Here is a 20,010-nt window from a genome sequence, read left to right on the forward strand (position 1 = left end):
GATGGGAAGGGGCCGGAAAGCAAAGAGGCCGTGGCGTGGGGCGTGGTGCTTTCTCCCGAAACACCGCGCCCGCGCCCCGCAAGCTGGACGGGAAGCCGGTTCCATGGCAGCGGGCCGGCTTCCGCAGGTTCCCTCCCTGTTAAACTTCCAGCGTAGCGGGGTGCCCGGCTTGTTGCTCCACGAGGATGGGCGTTTCGTCCTCCGTGGTGTCGCGGTCAGCCGATTCGCGCACCGCATCGAAGGCGCGCTGCAGGTCGGCTTTGATGTCGTCGAGGTGCTCCAGGCCCACCGAAATGCGCAGCAGCGTGGGCGTTACGCCGGCGGCGCGCTGCTCCTCGTCCGAGAGCTGCTGGTGGGTGGTGGCCGAGGGTTGAATGATGAGCGTTTTGGCGTCGCCCACGTTGGCCAGGTGGCTGATCAGCTGCAGGTTATCGATAAACTGCGTGGCCGTGTCCTTCGAGCCCTTGATGGCGAAAGTGAGCACGCCGCCGAAGCCGCGCTTGAGGTATTTGGTGGCTAGGCCGTGGTAGGGGCTGCTTTTCAAACCGGGGTAGTTCACGGCTTCCACCTGCGGATGCGCCTCCAGCCACTCGGCAATTTTCAGCGCGTTTTCTACCGTGCGGTCCACGCGCAGGCTCAGCGTTTCCAGGCCCTGCAGCAGCAGGAAGCTGTTGAACGGGCTCAGCGACGGGCCGAAGTCGCGCAGGCCCTCCACCCGGGCGCGGATGATGAAGGCAATGTTGCCGAAGGGTCCGTTCTTGCCAAATACGTCGTTGAACACCAGCCCGTGGTAGCCTTCCGAGGGCTCCGTAAACTGCGGGTACTTGCCGTTGCCGAAGTCGTAGGTGCCGCCGTCCACAATCACGCCGCCGATGGAGGTGCCGTGCCCGCCGATCCACTTCGTGGCCGAAGCCACCACGATGTGCGCGCCGTGCTCCAGGGGCCGGAACAGGTAGCCGCCCGCCCCGAAGGTGTTGTCGACCACCAGCGGAATATCGTACTTGTTGGCAATGGCGGCAATGGCCTCGAAATCAGGAATATTGAAGCCGGGGTTGCCGATGGTTTCCAGGTACAGTGCCTTGGTGTTTTCGTCAATCAGGCTCTCGAAGCTCTCCGGGTTGTCGCCGTCGGCGAAGCGCACCTCGATGCCCAGGCGTTTGAACGCAACCTTGAATTGGTTGTAGGTGCCCCCGTAGAGAAACGAAGTCGAGACGAAGTTGTCGCCGGCCTGCAGGATGTTGTTCAGGGCAATGAACTGGGCCGCCTGCCCCGAAGCCGTGGCCAGGGCTGCCACACCGCCTTCCAGCGCCGCAATGCGCTGCTCGAACACGTCGGTGGTCGGGTTCATCAAGCGGGTGTAGATGTTGCCGAACTCCTTCAGCGCAAACAGGTTAGCGCCATGCTCCGCGCTTTTGAAAACGTAGGACGACGTCTGGTAAATTGGTACGGCGCGGGCCCCGGTGGTGGGGTCGGGCTGCTGGCCGGCGTGGAGTTGCAGGGTTTCGAAGTGCAGGTTCTGCGTGGACATAATGAGGCCGAGAAAGAGGGTTGTGGATGTCGAAATCGATGCGGAGAGGCCACACGCCGGCCCAAATGCCGCGTGAGCCGAAGCAGCCGCGCAGCACCCGGAGCAGCTCCAAACGGGTGCGGCTAAGCCACGCGCCACCCGGCAGCCGGGCGGCAAACAAGAAAGCGAGGAAGGGTGGGGGCGGGCATCAGCGGCCCGCCGGGCGCACTACCAACAACAGCAACAACACATCAGGGCGCCGCGCATCTGCTGCGGGCGCATTCGGGCGCTTTCGGCGGCGGGGGCGGCTACGGTCAAGCCGGTAGCGGGCGCCGCTGCGGAAAGCGGTGACAACTGATGGTCGGATGTGAGGGGGTAGTGGCTCATGGCACGCGGTTTATTTTTCCCCTTTCTGAAATGGTCAGCGGGGCAGGATTTGGCACCTGCCGGCCTGTGCGTTGCCGGTGGTTGCCAGAGGGTCACGGAGCCTAGTCTCTCGCCTCTTCGGAATAAATGCGTCAAAAAAGAACCCGCGCCGGAAGCACGAGCGGCACAAAGGTAGCGCCGGTTATGTAAAACGCAAATCGAGCAAAAAGTTTTTTTGCCGGCAACAAAAACCGCTCTGCCGGCCGCGCCGTGCCCGATTATACGTCAGCCAAAGGTGGCTGCGTGAGTCGCAGACCAGCACCGGGGAGCCGGCGGTGGACATAAAAAAACCGCGCCGGGGTCGGACCGGCGCGGTTACAGTGTCAGAGGCGAAGGGTGCTTACAGCTTGGGCAGCTGCAGCACTTGGCCCACCTCGATGTGGTCGGGGTTGGAGCCAATGGTGGATTTGTTGGCGTCGTAAATCTGGTGCCACTTGGAGGCGTCGCCGTAGTGGTGCTTGGCAATTTTCGACAGCGAATCACCGCTTACCACGGTGTACGAGTCGCCCTGGGTAGCGGCCGGTTGGGCCGCGGGCTGCCCGGCAGCCGGCTGGGCTTTGTTGCCAAAGAAATCGGTAGCGCTACCGGTTTGCGGTTGCGTGGGTTGTACGGGCTTTTTTTCGCCCTTATCGCTCAGGAAATCAAAGAGTCCCATGGTCGTGTCTTGGTTGAGGTGTGGGGAAAGGAATCGGAAACCAACGGGTCGGTTGGTTTGCCCTGCTCTACGCGGTGCGTATCGGCAATGTTGCAGCTTAACCCTTTGGCCGAGTGCCCGTAAGAAACGCCGCAGCAGTTGCTAGCTCCACGGGGCCGTCCGGCTGCGCCCATGTTCCATCCCCCTTAATTCCAGACACGCTCCATGAAACGTCCATTCAACACTCCGCTGCACTACTTGGCCAGCCTGCTGATGCTGCTCACCATGATTACCTACGCTTGCGGCAGCAAGGAAGGCAAGGTCGAGGGCGCCAACATGCTCTACGGCACCGATAGCAAAGTGTGGAAAACCCACAAAGAGGAAGATGCCTCGGGCGACAAGGTCAAGCAGACCGCCGAGCAGAAGCAGGAGGAAATCCGCTTTTTCGCCAACGGCCAGTACGTCATGTCCTCGCCCACCGAGTCGATCAACGGCAAATACACCTTTGACCAGGCCGGCAAGAAGATTACCATGACGCCCGACAACGGCAACATGGCCAACACCTTCGACGTGGCTACCCTCACCGATGACCGCCTGACGCTGCGCAGCCCCGAGGGCGCCGAGCTGCAGCTCGAAGCCGACTAATTGTCCCGTCTGTTATTGGCAACAAGCCCCGCCGGACTAGCCGGCGGGGCTTGTTGTTGAGCTCAGTAGCCCTTCACCTCATCTGGCGTACGCGCCGCAAAGAGACCTTTCTCGTACCCCGCACCGGCTAAGAAGCGCAGCCACCAACGCCCAATACCAGGGCGTTGGTGGCTGCGCTTCTACATTTTTACGCTCTTACAGAAAGCTGCTACGCGTCGTTGATAGCGGCGGTGCAGGGGAAGGAAGGTCATTCGCTTGGGCTTATGGATGATTGGACCGATTTCCTAAACTCCGATTACAGCGTCATTACCTCCTTCACCGCCTGCTTGCCGAATACCCGGCCCACCCAGCGCGGCAGGAAGATGGTGCCGAGCACGAGGTAGAGGTAGTAGGTGACGATGCGGTAGAGCAGCAGGATGAAGTTGGTCATGGTATCTGAGCCGGCGAAGGAGCGGAAGAACGTGGGAAAGGCGCCCTCGGCAAAGCCCGCTCCGCCCGGCGTAATGGCCACCAGCAGCACGACTTTGTAGACCAGATTGCGGGCGAAGATGGTACCGAACGAGCCCCACGACACGTCGATAAACGCCGCAATCAGGCAGCCGATAACGAGGTAGCGGGCCGTCCAGACGAAGGCGGTGCTCAGGGCGGCTTCGGCCCAGTAGCGGAAGCTGTTGCCGCGCAGCTCGGCCGAGGCGTGCACCATTTCCAGGCCGTGGTGGTAGGCCCGGCGCCGCCAGCGGTGCAGGCCCTTCAGCGAGAACATACGCACCAGAAAACGCTTGACCGAGTGCGGATTGATGAACAGCGCGTAGGCCATCAGCCCCGAATAGGCCATGGTAAACACGTAGCTGACCCAGAACGCCACCTTCAGCGTGGTGACCAAGCCCCCCGAGCCCAGGGTTTCGTGGGGGAAGATATAGTCGCCGGCCAGCAACCACACCAGCGGGCCGGCCACCACGAAATACAGGTTGTCGAGCATGGCCGTGACCATGATGTAGGCCAGCGACTTGCCAAGCGGAATACCCTCTTTGTTGAGCAGCAGCGAGGCAATGGCCGTGCCGCCCACCGCCGACGGCAGCAGGCAGGAGGCAAATTCCCAGATCATAATCACGTCGACGCTCTGCTTCCACGACAGCTTCTTTTCCGCGATGTGGCGGATGCGGTACATGTAGCCAAAGTCGCGGGCCAGCAGCACCAGCAAGGTGATGAGCAGCCACAGGGGCTTGGCGTCGCGGAGCGCGGCCAAGTCGCCGGGCTGGTAGCTGCGCCAGAACATAAAGCCCACCACCCCGAGCCCGATGACCACCGGCAGCAGCATGCGCGAAGGCGAGAGTTTGTCGAGCAGCTGGCGGTCCTGCTGGGTGGTACTCATGCGGTGGGGAAGTTGGTGACAGGCAAAAGTACGGAGGGGAGCCGCGGTGGGTAATTAAAAAATGGTTTTCACCCGCAAGTAGCCCAGGCGCTGGGGCCCGCGGAGCCGGCTGGACGCCACGGCCACCGCACGAGCTGCAAATGAGGCAGTTCCGCCAACGGCCCGGCTCCAAACCGCGGCGAACCGCCGGGCTGAAAATATCGTACCTTTGCCCGCTAGCCTGCGCCTCATAGTTGAGCCCCCGCAACAATCTGGCTGTTAAGCAGGTTAGCCGACTACTCCCACTCGCTGCCGTAATTACACCCCGATGATTGTCGAACCTGGACCCCTGCTGGCGGCGATAAATTCGCCCGCCGACCTGAAAGAGTTGCGCGAAGACGAGCTGGTCCAAGTCAGCCAGGAACTGCGGCAGTACATTATCGATACCGTATCCATCTACGGCGGGCACTTCGGTGCCTCGCTGGGCGTGGTGGAGCTGACGGTAGCTCTGCACTACGTGTTCAACACGCCCTACGACCAGCTGGTGTGGGACGTGGGACACCAGGCCTACGGCCACAAAATCCTGACCGGCCGTCGCAATCAGTTTCACACCAACCGCAAGTACGGCGGGCTGTCGGGCTTCCCGAAACGCTCGGAAAGCGAGTACGACGCTTTCGGCGTGGGCCACAGCAGCACCAGCATCGGCGCGGCGCTGGGCATGGCCGTGGCGTCCGACTACAAGGGCGAGCTGGAGCGGCAGCACATTGCCGTCATCGGCGACGGGGCCATGACCGCGGGCATGGCCTTCGAGGCCCTAAACCACGCCGGCGTGGCCAACACCAACTTGCTGGTCATCCTCAACGACAACTGCATGAGCATCGACCCCAACGTGGGCGCGCTCAAGGAATACCTCACCGACATCACCACCTCGCGCACCTACAACCGCGTGCGCGACGAATTGTGGAACGTGCTCGGCAAGCTCTCGAAGTTCGGGCCTAACCCGCAGGCCATTGCCAGCAAAGTCGAGTCGGCCATGAAGGCGACCTTGATGAAGCAGAGCAACCTGTTCGAGTCGCTCAAGTTCCGCTACTTCGGCCCCGTCGACGGGCACGACGTGCAGCATTTGGCCGCCATTCTGAAGGATCTGAAGTCGATTCCCGGGCCCAAGCTGCTGCACTGCGTCACCACCAAGGGCAAGGGCTACGCGCTGGCCGAAAAAGACCAGACGCTGTGGCACGCGCCGGGGCTGTTCGACAAAATCACCGGGGAGATTTACAAGAAGGTCCCCGACAAGCCCCAGCCGCCCAAGTACCAGGATGTGTTCGGCCACACGATGGTGGAGTTGGCCGAGCAGAACCCGAAAATCATGGGCGTGACGCCGGCCATGCCCTCGGGCTGCTCGCTGAACATCATGATGAAGGCCATGCCCGACCGCGCCTTCGACGTGGGCATTGCCGAGCAGCACGCCGTGACCTTCTCCGCGGGCCTGGCCACGCAGGGCTTGGTGCCGTTCTGCAACATCTACTCGTCGTTTATGCAGCGGGCCTACGACCAAGTCGTGCACGACGTGGCCCTGCAGAACCTGCACGTGGTGTTCTGCCTCGACCGCGCCGGCTTTGCCGGGGCCGACGGCGCTACCCACCACGGCGCCTACGACCTGGCGTACATGCGCTGCGTGCCCAACATGGTCGTGGCTTCGCCCATGAACGAGGAGGAGTTGCGCAACCTGATGTACACGGCCACGCTGCCCGAAAATGCCGGCCCCTTCACCATCCGCTACCCCCGCGGCGAGGGCGTGATGCCGGAGTGGCGCAAGCCGCTGCAGCGCATTGCCGTGGGCACCGGCCGCACCGTGCGCGAGGGCGAGGGCGACGTAGCCATTCTCAGCATCGGCCACATCGGCAACTACGCCGTGCGCGCCACCCAGCAGCTGCTCACCGAAGGCCTCGACACGGGCCACTACGACCTGCGCTTCTGCAAGCCCTTGGACGAGGAGCTGTTGCACCAGGTATTCAGCCGCTACAAGGCTGTGGTGACGGTGGAAGACGGCTGCCTACCGGGCGGTTTTGGCGCTGCCGTGCTGGAGTTTATGGCCGACCACGGCTACTCCTTGCCCGTTAAGCGCCTCGGCATCCCCGACCGCGTGGTGGAGCACGGCTCCCAGGACGAGCTGTACAAGGAATGCGGCTACGACGCGGCCGGCATTGCCCAGGCCGTGCGCGACATGCAGGCCAAGGTGACGGACGCCCGCACGAGCAAGCTGCTGCGGTAACTTCCGTGCCAAGCAAGATCCTGAAAAGCACCGGCTTCGGCTGGTGCTTTTTTGCGTAGGCTGGGATTAGCCTCTCACCACCGCCGGACAGCACGCTGACCGCACGGTGTTTCCGCAGACGCCCCGGCAGCAGCGTTTTGCACCGGTCAGCATCAGGGGGAACTGCCAAGAGCAAGGCAACTCCGTGCGCCTGGGGTTGAAGTTTTGCCGGCACGCCACAGCAACTGGTAGCAAGGACTGATAAGGAATCAAGGCGGGGACCGAACACAGCGGATGAATGTGCTAGACAATCTGCGCTGCCTTCTTCCTGCGTACGTCAGAGCCCACCTTCCACTGACCTGATGCGCCTGCCGCTGCTGTTTCCACTGCTTCTGTGCCTGCTATTCAACTGGAGCTGCACCCAATCCACGCCGGTACCCGCACAAGCACCGCCGCCTGGGCCCACCCCCAGCGGCGCTGGCGCCAGCTACCTAGCCCTCGGCGACTCTTATACCATCGGACAAGGCGTGCCCGAAGTGGACCGGTGGCCGGTGCTGCTGGCCGACCTGAGCGGCGGGCAGATTCAGCGTCCTGATATCATTGCCCAGACCGGCTGGACCACGGCTGAGCTGCAGCAGGCCATTGCCGCTTCGGGCAACCAGAAATCCTACGAACTGGTGTCATTGCTGATCGGGGTGAACAACCAATACCGGGGCCTGCCGCTGGCGCAGTACCGCACCGAGTTTCGGCAGCTGCTTCAAACGGCCGTGCGCTTTGCTGCGGGCCGCCCCGGGCGGGTATTGGTGCTGTCGATTCCGGACTGGGGCCAGTCGCCCGCGGGGCGGAGCTACGACCGGGCGCGCATCAGCCGCGAAATCGACCAATTCAACGCCGCTGCGCAGGAAGAATGCCGTACGGCTGGCGTAGCCTTTGTAGACATCACCGACCTGACGCGTGGGGCCCAAGACCCCACGCAATTTGCTACCGATGGTCTGCACTATTCCGGCGCACAGATGCGGCAGTGGGCCACGCGGGCTCTGCCCGTCATGCAAAGACTGCTGCTCTGATACTAAAGGATCGGTAAGCGGCTCGCCCCGGGTTATTGATGAGCGAAATTTGTATTATAGTTATTGTGACGATTTTGTGTTGGATTGTAATAGTTACAATTATATCATTTGTTGCATGTTAATATATGATTTTATTTTTATTGTATTATAATGGGCAAAGTATGCCTAAAAAGCTATTAAATGACATATGCATTGATAATTTATTGATTGATGTTAATAAAGGTATGGTCTACTATTATACCTTGTGGGTCTAATACATGCTCCTTTTGTTCAACCCGCAGCTTTGAAAACAGATGAAACAAACTTACACTTTGACAAGCCTGATTGGGCTTGCCCTCTTATTCGTGTCCACCCAGGCTTGGGCCCAATGTTCGGGGCAGTACGCGCTGGTGTATCCTTCAGGCTCCGGCACCGGCACCGTTAACATCAACAACGGATCCGGCCCGGTTACTGCCACCTACTGCCCAGTCACTCCCGGCTTCGCCTCCATTACCGTCACGCCCGAGTCGCCGAGTACTATCAACGTGTTTCGTCAAAGTGACGGGGCGCTGATCAGCAGCCGGGTATTCACGGACCGGGAAGTACGCAACAACGTGGCGTACACCTTTACGCTCAGCGCCAGTACGCTCACCAACTTTACCCTGCAGAGCGTCATTGCTTGCAATAATTCTAAGAACTCCCAGATTACGTTTGCGCTGAACCCCGCATTGACCCTGTCGTCCTCCGTGGCCAGCGTCTGCACCGGCGGGTCCACTACGCTCACGGCCGCCGGCTCTAGCAGCGGCACCTACAGCTGGTACCAAAACGGCGTGCTGCAGCCCGAAACGGGTAACACTATCACGCGGACCAACCTGACCCAAACGACGGAATTCTCCGTCAGCACCAGCACCGCCGCCTGCGGGGCCAGCAGCCAGCGGTTGGTGGTGCCCCTGTTAATGCGTTGACGCTGGCTCCGGCCGCCGCTACCATTTGCTCGGGCACGTCCACTACCATTACCGCCACCTACTCGGGCAGCGCAGCCACCTTCAACTGGTACAACAACGCGACCAACGCGCTGCTCTTCACCACCCCCAACGCCACCAGTTCCAGTTTCGTCACGCCCAACCTGACCTCGACGACCACGTACCGCGTGGAAGCCGCAACCAACGACTGCGGCACTACGCTGCAGCAAACAGCCACGGTCAGCACCGGTGCCCCCACGGTGGCCATTTCCCCGAACGCGCCCACCGTCTGCACCGGCAGCTCGGTCACGCTGCAGGCCAGCAGCAACAACCCAGGGGCTACTTACCAGTGGTACACGCTCACGACGCAGGGCCAAACGACCTCGGAAACGGCTATTGCCGGCGCCACCAACGCCGCCTACATCTTCGAAGCGGGCACGACCACGGCCGCCGAGCAACTCCGCGTGCGCCTGTCTACCGGCTGCGGCTCGGCCACGGCCGACGTGACCGTGAACAAGGTGTCGGCCGCTTCCAATTCGGTGAGCCCCAGTTCGACGATTTGCGCTGGTACTTCCGCCACGCTCACGGCCACTTCCAATATTTCGAACGCCTCCTACGCGTGGTACACCACCAGCCGCGCCTCGGTGCTGTCGACCTCGGCTTCCCTGAGTGTTTCACCGGATGCCACCACCACGTACAACGTGGACGTCAGCACGGGCTGTGGGACGCAAACGCTGTCTTCCACCGTCACGGTCAACCCCGCCGTGGTGGTGTCGCCGGCGTCGGCCACGGTGGTCAGCGGCAATACCATCACGCTCACGGCCAGCGGCAGCACCACGAACAGCTACGTGTGGACGGCCACCAGCGGCGGCACGACCACCACGCTCGTCGGCCAAACGGGCGCTTCCGTCACGGTAACGCCCGCGCCGGGCACGACCGAGTACCGGGCTACCGGCACCACTGCCAACGGCTGCTCGAACACGGCAACGGCCCTAATTTCCACGTTCGGGCAAAACCAGACCCTGCCGGTGGAGCTGGTGCATTTCGACGCCACGTGGCGAAGAGCAACGCCGGAGCTGACCTGGCGCACCGCCTCGGAGCGCAACAACGCCTACTTCCACGTGGAGCGCAGCCTCGACGGGGAGCGGTTCGAGGTGGCCGGGCGCGTGACCGGCACCGGCACCACGCTCAGCGAAACGAACTACCGGTTTCAGGATGCGGCTCTGACCCGCGCGTCGGCGGCCACGGTGTACTACCGCCTGCAGCAGGTTGACGAGGACGGTCGGGCCAGCTACTCGCCAATCCGCGCCGTGAGCGTGCCGGTGGCCGCCCGGGCCGCTACGGCCGCCGCTTATCCGAACCCCTACGACCAGACGGTTACGGTAACGTTTGATGCCTTGACGGCTGGCCACGCCACAGTGCTGCTGCGTGACCTGCTCGGGCAAACGGTGCTGCGCGTGACTCTGCCCGTTGCCGCCGGCCCGCAACACCTCGAATTGCCCCAGGCGGCCGCATTGCCCGCGGGCGTGTACTACCTATTGGTGCAGCAGGGCACGCAGCAGCAGGTGCTGAAGCTAAGCCACCGATAGCCGCAACCACGCAGTTGCTTGCCAGGCCAGGCCCGCTCGTACCGCGGCCTGGCCTGTTTTTTTAGGCTGAGCGGGGCCTTAGGCGCGCTCCAGAATCCGTTCCCGGTGATGCACGCCCCACTCGCGGATTTCGCCAATGACGCGCTCCAGGGTGCGGCCGTAGTCGGTCAGGGCGTATTCCACCGAAATGGGCACTGTATCGTACACCGTGCGGCGCACCAACTCGTGGCTTTCCAGGTCCTTCAGCTCGGCGGAAAGCACCTTGGCCGTCACCCCGATTTCGCGCTGGATTTCCTTGAAACGCCGCTCCTTGATGGAGAGCAGCATGATGATGGGAATCTTCCATTTGCCGCCGAGTACGTCCATGGCGTCGCGTAGGGGGCGCAGATAGGCATTGCAGGTTTGAGTGGCCGTTGACATAGTTAGGACAAGGTACGCGGTGGCGGTTTCGGGGAAGTAACCGGTAACTCCCAGGTTAGTTACAACAAATGTACGTACATAGGTTTGTACCTTTGTCCTGTTGCCAGCGTAATCAGGCAGCCACACCCGTAGAAACCAACCCGCCGGCCGGGCCGGCACCTAAACCAGCCTACTACTATGGCCACTACCAAATGGGTCCTAGACCCCACCCACAGCGAAGTGCAGTTCAAAATCAAGCACCTCGTGATTTCGACCGTAACGGGCTCGTTCAAGAAGTTCGAGGGCACTGTGGAAACCGACGGCGACTCGTTTGAGTCGGCCCGCGTGCGTTTCTCGGCCGATATCGACAGCATCGACACCAACCAGGAGCAGCGCGACCAGCACCTGAAGTCGGCCGACTTCTTCCACGCCGAGCAGCACCCCAAGCTGGTGTTCGAGTCGACCAGCCTGCGCAAGGTGAGCGAGGGTGAGTACAAGCTGGAGGGCAACATGACCATCCGCGATGTGACGCGCCCGGTGAGCTTCGACGTGGAGTACGGCGGCACCGCCACCGACTTCTACGGCAACGAAAAAGCCGGCTTCGAAGTGAGCGGCAAAATCAGTCGCAAGGAGTTTGGCCTGACCTGGAACGGCATCACCGAAGCCGGCGCCATCGTGGTGAGCGACGACGTGAAGCTGCTGGCCAGCGTGCAGTTTGCCAAAGTGAAAGAAGAAGTAGCCGCTTAAGCGCTGCGTGCCCCTTCGGCAATGCGAATGGGGGAGTTCGGACGAGCTGCGGTGCCCTTGCAGGCCCGGTCCGTCTGGGAGAAAAGTTCGCGTTGCCGACCTCTGTTGCGGTTTGGATCTGCCCCAACCCGCTGGAAAAGCCACCCGCCCCGGGTGGCTTTTTTTGTGGCCGCGCGGGCCGCGCTGCTACCTTTGCCAGCGTGCCACTCCGCTACCTCACCCACTCGCTCATCGACCGCGGCGCCTGGGATGAGTGCGTGGCCGCGGCCGCGCAAGTGGTGCCCTACGCCCAAGCGGGTTGGCTGGAACACACGAATGCGGGCGGTTTTGACGCCGTAGTGGAAACCGACCCGGTCACCGGCCGCTACCTGAGCTTGCTGCCCGTGCCCACGCAGCGCCGGTTGTGGGGCCGCGAAGCCCTGCAGCCGCCCTTCACCCAGCAACTCGGCCTGCTGACCACCGCCGGCAGTCGGCACCGCGAAGCAGGGGAGTATCTGGGGCTGCTTAAGGGCCGCTTTGCCCGCCTTCACCTGCAGCTGAACGACGGCAACCCGGCGCCGGCGGTGCTGCCCGCCGGTTGGCAAGCGGCCGAGCGCCTGACCTACCAGTTGCCGCTCGACCAGAGCTACGAAAGCCTGCACGCCGGCTACTGCGCCGATTACCGCCGCCGGCTGCGGCAGCAGCGCGAAAAGGCCGGCGTGCTGCTCACCGACGCAGCCGACCTGGCGCCGCTGATCAGCTTGTTTCAGCGCGAAAAAGGGGGCGAAGTAGGGGGTATGCAACCGGCGTATTACCGGCGGCTGCAGCACCTCTACGACTCGTTGCAGAGCCAGGGGCAGCCGTTGCTGGTGCACGCACACGCCACCGGCACGGCCGAGTTGCTGGCCGGTGCGCTGTTTATTCGCTACCGCAACCGGCTCGTCTACCTCTTTGCCGGCGCCACGCCGGCCGGCAAGAAAGCGGCGGCCCCGCTGCTGCTGCTCGACGAAGCCATCCGCCGCCACGCGGGCACGCCCGGGTTGGTCTTGGACTTCGAAGGCGGCATGATTCCGAGTATTGCGCGGTTTTTCGCCAATTTCGGGGCGCGGCCAGTGCCGTACTATTCCCTCACCCAAACCACCCGCCCGTGGTACCTGACCTGGATGCGCTGACCCAAAGCGGCCGCGTACACATTGTGTGCGCCGAGCCCAGCATTGCCAACCATTTCCTCGCCGAGCTTCGCGACGTGACCGTGCAGCGCGATTCGCTGCGCTTCCGCCGCAACCTGCAGCGCTTGGGCGAAATCATTGCTTACCGCATCAGCTCCCACCTGGATTACACCCACAAGACCGTGCAGACCCCGCTGGCCGAGTCGACGGGCGAACTGCTGGAGGACTTTCCGGTGCTGGCCACCGTGCTGCGCGCCGGCCTGCCCTTTCACCAAGGCTTCCTGAACTACTTCGACCAGTCGCCCTCGGCCTTCGTGGCGGCCTACCGCATCGAGGCCACCTCGCGGGTGGAAGTGCAGGTTGATTACCTCTCAGCACCGGATCTGAACGGCCGCGTGCTCATCCTGGCCGACCCCATGCTGGCCACCGGCAAGTCCTTGGCCCTCACGTACCGGGCCATGCTGCGCTTCGGCCGGCCGCGGCAGGTGCACATTGCCGCCGTCATTGCCTCGCCCGAGGGCGTGCAGCACGTGATGCAGGAAGTGCCCGAAGCCCAGCTCTGGCTGGCTGCCCTCGACGACCACCTCAACGAACACGCGTATATTGTGCCCGGCCTGGGCGACGCGGGGGATTTGGCCTACGGTAGCAAGCTGTAACCGGCTGCGCTAATCAACTTGCCGGGAACCTGCCGCCGCGCCGCCGGGTATACCGGTTATGCCGCTTTTGCTTTGCCCGAAATGCCTAACGCTTCCTTGCTCATGATGCCGCACGTGGTGAAATACGCGTCCGTCTTCCTGCTCAGCATGGTGAAGTTTTTTGGTGGCCCGCTGGCCGGCGCAGCCGCGGGCTTGCCGTTTCTGGCCATTTGGGCCCTGACGGTAGCCGGCATGATGACCAGCATTGTGGTGTTTACGGGGGTGGGCCGGGCCTTTGTGGCGCACCTGCAGCGCCGCCGCCGCTTGCGCCACCAGCCCATTTTCACCCGCCGCAGCCGTCAGATCGTGCGCATCTTCAGCCGCTTCGGCATCGGCGGCATTGCCTTCCTGACGCCCATTCTGTTTACGCCCATCGGCGGGGCCGTCATTGCCACGCTGCTGGGCGTGAAGCGCCAGCATATTCTGCTACATATGTTCTGGAGCGCGCTGCTGTGGGGCGCCGCCGGCGCGTTTTTGGCCATCCGCTTCAGCCACCTGTTTCACCACGGCGCGCACTGAGCGTTACAGGCTTAGAAAAAAAGGTCATCCTCATCTGGCGTACGCACAGCGAAGGACCTTCCTCATATCCTGCACCAACGATGAAGCGCAGCCCCCACGGCCCAGACGTCTGGGCCGTGGGGGCTGCGCTTCGGCGTTACTAAAAAAGCGTCTGCTCTTAGGCCGTGGCGGTGCGGGGCTTTAGGAAGGTCCTTCGCTGTGCGTACGCCAGATGAGGATGACGGGCTTTTGGCGTTTTACTTGCGGCGGGCGTTGCGGTTCTTGGCCGCGGCGGCTTTCGCGGCCTTGGCCGTCGGCGACGAGGCGCGGCCCTTCGACGGGTTCACCTTGCTGCCTTTCTTGCTGCGCTGCGGGCCGTCGTAGGTTTTGCCGGTGCGCTTGTCCACGGTGACGCCCGTTTTCAGCCATTCCTGCTTTTCGTGGAAGGCGCCCTTGAAGTCGGGGTCTTCCTTGCGGCGCAGGGCATCCAGTTCGCGGGCCATTTTCTGCGCTTCCTCGAAGGGCGTCTCGCTGATTTTAACCTCGGCCGGAATGTCCTGCTGCGGAATCGGCTGCTTCATCAGCTCCTCGATGCGCTGCACGTGGGGCATTTCGGCTGGCGTGGCGAAGGTAATGGCGGCCCCCGTCAGCTCGGCCCGGCCAGTGCGGCCGATACGGTGCACGTAGTCGTCGTAGATGACCGGCACGTCGAAGTTAATGACGTGGCTTACAGCCGGCACGTCGATGCCCCGGGCGGCCACGTCGGTGGCTACCAGGAAGCGCACGTTGCCCTCGCGGAAGGCATTCATGGAGTTCAGGCGGGTGTTCTGGTCCTTGTTGCCGTGAATCACCCGTGCCTCGCTGTCGATTTTGCGCTGCAGGAAGTGGTGGATGTTGTCGGCCGTTTCCTTGGAGCGGGCGAAGATGATGACGCGGTTGAACGTCTCCTGCTGCCCCTTCACCAGATGCTCTAGCAGGTGAATTTTGGTCAGGAAGTTGGGCACTTGGTACAGCGTCTGGGCCACCGTCGAAGCCGGGGCCGCCGGCGGCGTCACCTCGATTTTCACCGGAAACTCCAGGAACTCCCCGCTCAGCTCTTCCACTTTGGCCGGCATGGTGGCCGAAAACAGCATGTTTTGGCGCTTACGCGGCAGGATTTCGAGCAAGCGGCGGATCTGGGGCATAAAGCCCATGTCCATCATCTTGTCGGCTTCGTCGAGCACTAACGTTTTGATTTCCTTCAGCAGCAGGTCGCCGCGGGAATACAGCTCCATCAGGCGGCCCGGCGTGGCCAGCAGCACGTCCACGCCCTTGAGCACGGCGTCGGAGTGCGTCTTCACACCCACGCCGCCGTACACGGCCACGATGCGCAGGTCGGTGTAGACGGCCAGCTTCTTCAGGTGCGTTTCGATCTGCAGAATCAGCTCCCGGGTCGGGGCCAGAATCAGGGCCCGCGGGTGCTGGCCCTGGGCGTACTTCACCTTCATAAGCAGCGGCAGGCCGAAGGCCGCGGTTTTGCCGGTGCCCGTCTGGGCCACGCCGAGCAGGTCGTGGCCGGCCAGCAGCAGCGGAATAGCCTGCTGCTGCACCGGCGTGGGCCGCTCAAACCCGGCTTCGGCCACGGCGTTCAGCAGTTGCTTGTTCAGCTTGAAGTCGTCGAACGATAGGGGCAGGGAAGCGTGGTCAGGGGTCGGTTCAGTCATATCAGTCAGCAGCTAGTGCCCCGCAAAGGTACGGCGAAAGGCCGGCAGGCTCAGGCAACTAGCCCCGCCGCCGGCTTTTTGACGAAAAAAATGCGGGCCTAGATTTGGCAAAAACCGCAGCTTACTCTACTTTTGCCATCCTAAACCAACACGGTAGGTATAGCTCAGCTGGTTAGAGCGTCGGATTGTGATTCCGAAGGTCGTGGGTTCGAGCCCCATTACTTACCCTCTCAGGTCCCCGGAACTTTCGCTCCGGGGACTTTTTTTTGCCAAATGGGGTTAATCCCCGCAACTTGAGACTTTCCTCGCAACCCCTGATTCTTCTGCTATGAGCTTGGTCGTAATCGGTACCGTGGCCTTCGACGCCATCGAAACGCCCTTCGGCAAAACCGACAAAATCGTAGGCGGCGCCGCCACGTTTGCCTCGCTGGCCGCTTCCTACTCCGTCAAGCCCGTCAAAATCGTGTCGGTAGTCGGCGACGATTTCCACGACAAGGACATCATGTTGCTGCAGGAGCACGGCGTGGACGTGGAAGGCCTGCAGATCAAGCAGGGCGAGAAATCCTTCTTCTGGGCCGGCAAATACAACACCGACCTCAACTCGCGCGAGACCCTGGCCACCGAGCTGAACGTGCTGGCCGACTTCGACCCGGTCATTCCCGATTCCTACCAGGATTGCAAGTACCTGATGCTGGGCAACCTCACCCCGCAGATTCAGCGCTTGGTGATTCAGCGCTTGGTAAACCGCCCCAAGCTCATCGTGATGGATACGATGAACTTCTGGATGGACGTGGCCCTGGCCGAACTGCTCGAGACCATTCAGATGGTGGACGTGCTCAGCATCAACGATGAGGAAGCCCGCCAACTCAGCGGTGAATACTCACTGGTGAAGGCGGCGCGCAAGATCCTGGCCCTGGGGCCTAAGTTCCTCATCATCAAGAAAGGGGAGCACGGCGCCCTGCTCTTCCACAAAAAGCAGGTGTTCTTCTGCCCAGCCCTACCGCTGGAGGAAGTATTCGACCCGACCGGCGCCGGCGACACCTTCGCGGGCGGCTTCATCGGCCACATCGCCGCCACCGACGACTGCTCGTTCGAGAACTTAAAGCGCGCCGTGATTCACGGCTCGGCCATGGCCTCGTTCTGCGTGGAAAAATTCGGCACCGAACGCCTGCTGAACCTCACCCAGGAGGACATTCAGGAGCGCGAAAAGCAGTTCGGCGACCTGGTGCGCGTGGAAGAAGTGCTGGCCTAAGGCAACCCGACAGCTGGTGCGGGGGTAAAAGAGGTATCGTTTCCCCACAACGCACCCGAGCCATGTCACAGAGCCAAAGCAAACATAACAAGAACCAGGAGCTGATTCCGGGCTCCTCGAACCTGGAAAACAGCAAAGTACCTTCTTCGAACAGCGGCGGCACCAAGGTGCAGAACGTAAGCCGCAACCAGATTTCGGAAGAAGGCAACCAGACCCGCAACAACGCGGCCGGTGGCAACAACAGCGAAATTCGCTCGAACGCCTCCAACAAGCCGCGCAGCAATCCGCAAGGCAACCACCCCATGTCGGTGGACAGCAGCCAGAAAGGCCCCGGCCGTAAAGCTGACTAGCCTTAAGGCCCTGACTGATGAATAGAAAAGCCCCGCTGGACTTGTCCGGCGGGGCTTTTTGATGTCAAGTCTCCAAGCCCTATCCACAGACGGCTGATGCTGCCGTGGGCCTCGCCGCAATGACGGCTAAGGCTACCTAGTCGGGCAGCGTCAGGCGCATCACGCGGGTGTCCACGTCGCCGTTGTGGATAAAGTCCTGCTCAAATAGAATGGTATGGTTGTTCAGCCAGCGCGGCTGGCTTACGCCCCACTCCGTTTGCCGCTCCCAAAGCAGCTGCGGGCGGCCCGATTTCATGCTCCACACCTGCAGGCCGCTGGGCTCGTAGCGGGCCAGCACATCGGAGGAGCCGCAGACGAAGTAGCTCCCGTCGGGCGAAACGGACGGGGGGCTCCACACCACCGTTTGCCGGCCGGTTTTCTGGTCAATCAACAGGTAATAGCCGCCCTCGTAGAGCCGCACCGCCACTAGCCAGTGGTGAATGCGCGGCAGCGTGGCCACGTACTCGTAGAGCACGCTCGTGTCGTAGTTCTCCGTGGGGTTGTTGACGAGGCGCACGGCTTTGCCGTTCTGACAGCGCAACGCCAGCGTACGGCCGGCGCGTTGGGCCGTGGTGGCTTTGCGCAGGCGCCGCCGTTCCTCGGCTTCGGGGTCCAGCTCGTCGCCTTCGTCAGCCGCTTGGCTAAGCAGCCACTCCTGCACCGGCAGCTGCTCGAACACATCCCGGGAGCCGGGGTAAAGCCGCACTACCCGCTCGCCGACCATCAGCGTGTCGAGGTAACTGTAGCGGTACGGGGAAGGCGGGGGCAGCGGGCGCTTCCGGGCCGCACCCGTGGGCACCTGCGCTTGGGCCGGCAGCAGGGTGGGCGGCAACGACACGCCCGGGCGGGCACGCTCCGCCGGCTGCATGCGCAGGGTGCAGGAAGTCAGCAAGCACAAGCCCCCCAATACGAGCGGGGCCGGCAGCGGACGGAGCGGGGACATACGAGTAAGCAGGGGAGTGGCGAAACGGACTAAAAGGCCTGGTTTAGCCACTGGCGGAAGCCGGCTTGTTCGGCCGGCGTGGCGTCGGGGCGCTTGTCCACGGTGAGCTTGGCCCAGAACCGCCGGCCGGGCTCCGCGGGCAGCGAAACGGTGAGCAGGCGGTCTTGGCGGAATACGCTGATGTCGTACGCCGGTTGCCCCGTAGAGAGCAAGGTTTGCAGGTTCATGTCGACGCGCCGGCCGTTGACGGCCACAATCTGGTCGTCGACCGTCAGGCAGCGCGCGGCGGGTGAGTTGGGGTAGATGTCGGTGACTTCGGTGCGCTCGTTCTTCACCACCGTGCGGAAGCCAAACAGGCTCTCCGACGCCGAGCCGCTGGGCTGAATCATCAGCGCGCAGCCTACCGTGTGCAAGGCCTCGTCGAGCGGCGTTTCCAGCTCCGCCGTGCCGTAAATGTGCTCGTCGAAGTACCAGCGCATGTCTTCGCCGGCCACGTCCTCCACGATGCGGCGGTAGTCGTCCTCGGTGTAGCCGATGCCGGTCTGCCCGAATTCCTGCCAGAGGCGCCGCATCACGTCGTCGAGGCTGCGCGCATGGTTGTGCCGGCGGCGGATGTGCAGATCGAGCAGCAGGGCCACCAGGGCGCCCTTGTGGTACACCGACACCTTGCGGTCGGGGACGCCGGGCTTGTAGCCGTCGAGCCAGAGGTCCATGCTCGCGTCGGCCACCGAGAGGTTGTAGCGGCCGTGGTCGTCGTAGTGCTTGCGCAGCACAATGTTCAGCTCGTCGAAGTACTGACTGGCCGAGCGCACATTGGCGCGGGCCAGCAAGTACTCGCCGTAGTAGGTGGTGATGCCCTCGGCCACGAAGCAGGTACGGAAGTAGTTCTCGCGGGTGTAATCGTAGGGCTGCATCTCAGCCGGGCGAATGGCCTTGATGTTCCAGACGTGAAACAACTCGTGGCAGCTTACGCCCAGGAATTCCTTGTACAAGCCTTCGGTCATCAGCAACTCCGCCGGACCCAGTGTCACCACGGTAGAGTTTAGGTGTTCCACGCCGTGGTAGTGCTTGTAGGGCAGGATCTGGTTCAGGAAGTGATAATCCTGGGCCGGAAAGCCGCCGAACAGCCGCAGCTGCTCCTCGCTGAAGGCTTTGAAGTCGCGCACGATAACCGGCCAGTTGGGCCGCGCTTCCGAGCCCTGCACCCACACGTGAAAGGGCAGGCCGCCGGCTTCGTATTCGGCGTGCTGCAGGGTGGGGGAAGCAATCAGCGGCGAATCCACCAGCTGGTCGTAGCTGGCCGCTTCCAGCACGTGCTTGCCCACCTCTTTCATCCCGCAAGCAATCTGCCAGTCCTCCGGCAAAGCCAAATGCAGCTGGCAAGGCTCCGAGCGGCGGCCCTCTGCGTACATGAAGCACTGAATGCCGTTCAGGTACAGTTGCGACTCGTCGAGCCAGGAGCCGCCGGCGTCCATCTGGTGCGCGTAAAAATTGTACTGTACCCGGACCGTGCGGCCCGCCGCGCCCTCGATTTGCCACCGGTCTTTGGTCAGCTTCTGCAGGGGCAGCACCGCATCCGAATCGGCGTCGAAAGCCTCGACGCGCTGGATTTTCTGGCCGAAATTCTGCAGTTCGTAGCGTCCCGGGCGCCAGGCGGGCAGTTGCAGCTCCAGCGGCTCCGTGGCCTCGGCGGGCACGGAGAGCTGCAATTGCACTTGCAGGTAAAACGTAAGCGGGTTGGCAAACGAGACGTAGTAGTGAATCATACAGCGCGGCACGGGTCAATCGGCGTAGCAAAGCTACGGCGGAAATAGCCAGCCTGATG

At 62.5% G+C, this 20,010-nt stretch carries 18 protein-coding genes, 1 tRNA gene and 1 riboswitch; of the genes, 12 read left to right on the forward strand and 7 right to left on the reverse strand.

Annotated elements, in window-relative coordinates:
* Nucleotides 1-139 precede the first annotated feature (139 nt).
* Together LJ737_RS22265 and LJ737_RS22270 are read right to left on the reverse strand one after the other, a co-directional pair.
* Nucleotides 140-1,528: an O-acetylhomoserine aminocarboxypropyltransferase/cysteine synthase family protein gene (locus LJ737_RS22265; RefSeq protein ID WP_227768964.1), complete on the reverse strand. Its 1,389-nt coding sequence runs from the start codon at nucleotides 1,526-1,528 to the stop codon at nucleotides 140-142.
* A 373-nt stretch (nucleotides 1,529-1,901) separates the two neighbouring features.
* Nucleotides 1,902-2,023: riboswitch (SAM riboswitch) on the reverse strand.
* A gap of 250 nt (nucleotides 2,024-2,273) precedes the next feature.
* A complete protein-coding gene (locus tag LJ737_RS22270; RefSeq protein ID WP_227768965.1) occupies nucleotides 2,274-2,588 on the reverse strand; it encodes a LysM peptidoglycan-binding domain-containing protein in 315 nt (104 codons plus the stop codon).
* A gap of 204 nt (nucleotides 2,589-2,792) precedes the next feature.
* On the opposite strand from LJ737_RS22270, the gene LJ737_RS22275 reads away from it, so the two are divergent.
* Nucleotides 2,793-3,212 carry a lipocalin family protein gene (locus LJ737_RS22275; RefSeq protein WP_227768966.1) on the forward strand — a complete coding sequence of 140 codons (420 nt, stop codon included), beginning with the start codon at nucleotides 2,793-2,795 and terminating at the stop codon, nucleotides 3,210-3,212.
* Nucleotides 3,213-3,507: 295 nt separating this feature from the next.
* On the opposite strand, the gene LJ737_RS22280 is transcribed toward LJ737_RS22275, so the two are convergent.
* On the reverse strand, nucleotides 3,508-4,584 hold the full coding sequence (locus LJ737_RS22280) for a lysylphosphatidylglycerol synthase transmembrane domain-containing protein (RefSeq protein ID WP_227768967.1): 1,077 nt from the start codon (nucleotides 4,582-4,584) through the stop codon (nucleotides 3,508-3,510).
* A gap of 307 nt (nucleotides 4,585-4,891) precedes the next feature.
* Between LJ737_RS22280 and dxs the strand changes: the two genes are divergently transcribed.
* The 4 genes from dxs (at nucleotide 4,892) to LJ737_RS22300 (ending at nucleotide 10,411) form a co-directional block, all read left to right on the forward strand.
* On the forward strand, nucleotides 4,892-6,835 hold the full coding sequence (gene dxs, locus LJ737_RS22285; RefSeq protein WP_227768968.1) for a 1-deoxy-D-xylulose-5-phosphate synthase: 1,944 nt from the start codon (nucleotides 4,892-4,894) through the stop codon (nucleotides 6,833-6,835).
* Nucleotides 6,836-7,176: 341 nt separating this feature from the next.
* Nucleotides 7,177-7,881, forward strand: a complete 705-nt coding sequence (locus LJ737_RS22290; protein ID WP_227768969.1) for an SGNH/GDSL hydrolase family protein — start codon at nucleotides 7,177-7,179, stop codon at nucleotides 7,879-7,881.
* Nucleotides 7,882-8,225: 344 nt separating this feature from the next.
* The gene (locus LJ737_RS22295) at nucleotides 8,226-8,825 is read left to right on the forward strand and encodes an Ig-like domain-containing protein (protein ID WP_227768970.1); all 600 of its coding nucleotides are present in this window, start codon (nucleotides 8,226-8,228) and stop codon (nucleotides 8,823-8,825) included.
* On the forward strand, nucleotides 8,822-10,411 hold the full coding sequence (locus tag LJ737_RS22300; RefSeq protein ID WP_227768971.1) for an Ig-like domain-containing protein: 1,590 nt from the start codon (nucleotides 8,822-8,824) through the stop codon (nucleotides 10,409-10,411). The genes LJ737_RS22295 and LJ737_RS22300 overlap by 4 nt, the downstream gene beginning before the upstream one ends.
* A gap of 78 nt (nucleotides 10,412-10,489) precedes the next feature.
* Here LJ737_RS22300 and LJ737_RS22305 read toward each other — a convergent pair whose 3' ends face one another.
* Nucleotides 10,490-10,831, reverse strand: a complete 342-nt coding sequence (locus tag LJ737_RS22305) for a winged helix-turn-helix transcriptional regulator (protein ID WP_227768972.1) — start codon at nucleotides 10,829-10,831, stop codon at nucleotides 10,490-10,492.
* Nucleotides 10,832-11,008: 177 nt separating this feature from the next.
* On the opposite strand from LJ737_RS22305, the gene LJ737_RS22310 reads away from it, so the two are divergent.
* The 4 genes from LJ737_RS22310 (at nucleotide 11,009) to LJ737_RS22325 (ending at nucleotide 13,919) form a co-directional block, all read left to right on the forward strand.
* Complete coding sequence (locus tag LJ737_RS22310) at nucleotides 11,009-11,557, forward strand: YceI family protein (protein ID WP_227768973.1); 549 nt, start codon at nucleotides 11,009-11,011, stop codon at nucleotides 11,555-11,557.
* 200 nt (nucleotides 11,558-11,757) lie between these two features.
* A complete protein-coding gene (locus LJ737_RS27200; RefSeq protein WP_227768974.1) occupies nucleotides 11,758-12,708 on the forward strand; it encodes a GNAT family N-acetyltransferase in 951 nt (316 codons plus the stop codon).
* A complete protein-coding gene (gene upp / locus LJ737_RS22320; RefSeq protein WP_227768975.1) occupies nucleotides 12,684-13,361 on the forward strand; it encodes a uracil phosphoribosyltransferase in 678 nt (225 codons plus the stop codon). The genes LJ737_RS27200 and upp overlap by 25 nt, the downstream gene beginning before the upstream one ends.
* Before the next feature lie 81 nt (nucleotides 13,362-13,442).
* Nucleotides 13,443-13,919 carry a hypothetical protein gene (locus LJ737_RS22325; RefSeq protein WP_227768976.1) on the forward strand — a complete coding sequence of 159 codons (477 nt, stop codon included), beginning with the start codon at nucleotides 13,443-13,445 and terminating at the stop codon, nucleotides 13,917-13,919.
* 236 nt (nucleotides 13,920-14,155) lie between these two features.
* Here the strand turns inward: LJ737_RS22325 and LJ737_RS22330 are convergent, their stop codons facing one another.
* On the reverse strand, nucleotides 14,156-15,601 hold the full coding sequence (locus LJ737_RS22330; RefSeq protein WP_227768977.1) for a DEAD/DEAH box helicase: 1,446 nt from the start codon (nucleotides 15,599-15,601) through the stop codon (nucleotides 14,156-14,158).
* Nucleotides 15,602-15,754: 153 nt separating this feature from the next.
* Here LJ737_RS22330 and LJ737_RS22335 point away from each other — a divergent pair.
* The 3 genes from LJ737_RS22335 (at nucleotide 15,755) to LJ737_RS22345 (ending at nucleotide 17,203) form a co-directional block, all read left to right on the forward strand.
* Nucleotides 15,755-15,828, forward strand: a tRNA-His gene (locus LJ737_RS22335).
* A 101-nt stretch (nucleotides 15,829-15,929) separates the two neighbouring features.
* On the forward strand, nucleotides 15,930-16,853 hold the full coding sequence (locus LJ737_RS22340; RefSeq protein WP_227768978.1) for a PfkB family carbohydrate kinase: 924 nt from the start codon (nucleotides 15,930-15,932) through the stop codon (nucleotides 16,851-16,853).
* A gap of 62 nt (nucleotides 16,854-16,915) precedes the next feature.
* A complete protein-coding gene (locus LJ737_RS22345; protein WP_227768979.1) occupies nucleotides 16,916-17,203 on the forward strand; it encodes a hypothetical protein in 288 nt (95 codons plus the stop codon).
* A 136-nt stretch (nucleotides 17,204-17,339) separates the two neighbouring features.
* Here the strand turns inward: LJ737_RS22345 and LJ737_RS22350 are convergent, their stop codons facing one another.
* The gene (locus LJ737_RS22350) at nucleotides 17,340-18,185 is read right to left on the reverse strand and encodes a hypothetical protein (RefSeq protein ID WP_227768980.1); all 846 of its coding nucleotides are present in this window, start codon (nucleotides 18,183-18,185) and stop codon (nucleotides 17,340-17,342) included.
* A 29-nt stretch (nucleotides 18,186-18,214) separates the two neighbouring features.
* Nucleotides 18,215-19,951 (reverse strand): M61 family metallopeptidase, encoded by a 1,737-nt coding sequence (locus LJ737_RS22355; RefSeq protein WP_227768981.1) that lies wholly within the window; start codon nucleotides 19,949-19,951, stop codon nucleotides 18,215-18,217.
* Nucleotides 19,952-20,010 lie beyond the last annotated feature (59 nt).

This window comes from Hymenobacter sp. 15J16-1T3B (assembly GCF_020711235.1).
Taxonomy (GTDB): Bacteria; Bacteroidota; Bacteroidia; order Cytophagales; family Hymenobacteraceae; genus Solirubrum.